Annotated in this window: 1 protein-coding gene; it reads left to right on the top strand. The window is 64.9% G+C overall.

Annotated elements, in window-relative coordinates:
• Positions 1-259, top strand: a 259-nt coding sequence (locus tag SB765_RS31115) for a hypothetical protein (protein WP_410932689.1), incomplete at both ends; no start/stop codon positions are given.

The following is a 259-nucleotide window of genomic DNA, read 5'->3' as shown; positions in this document are numbered from 1 at the left end:
CGGCGATGTCGAGGAACTGGTCGAAGGCCTTGAGGTGCGCTTTCTGGCCAACCGTGACGAGCACCTGCATTTCGCCCTGTTGACTGACTTCATGGATGCCCCCGAGCAGACCCGGCCCGACGACATGGCCCTGCTCGACCTTGCCAGCGACGGTATTCGCGCGTTGAATGCGAAGTACCCGAGCGGCGCCGAGCGCTTCTTCCTGCTGCATCGCCCCAGGGAGTGGAACGCCACCGAGCGCTGCTGGATGGGCCGTGAG

Origin of the sequence: Pseudomonas sp. SIMBA_067, from assembly GCF_046534675.1 — a bacterium.
GTDB lineage: Bacteria > Pseudomonadota > Gammaproteobacteria > Pseudomonadales > Pseudomonadaceae > Aquipseudomonas > Aquipseudomonas putida.
Note: the sequence above shows the minus strand (reverse complement) of the source record. Positions and strands in the feature narration are given on the sequence as shown.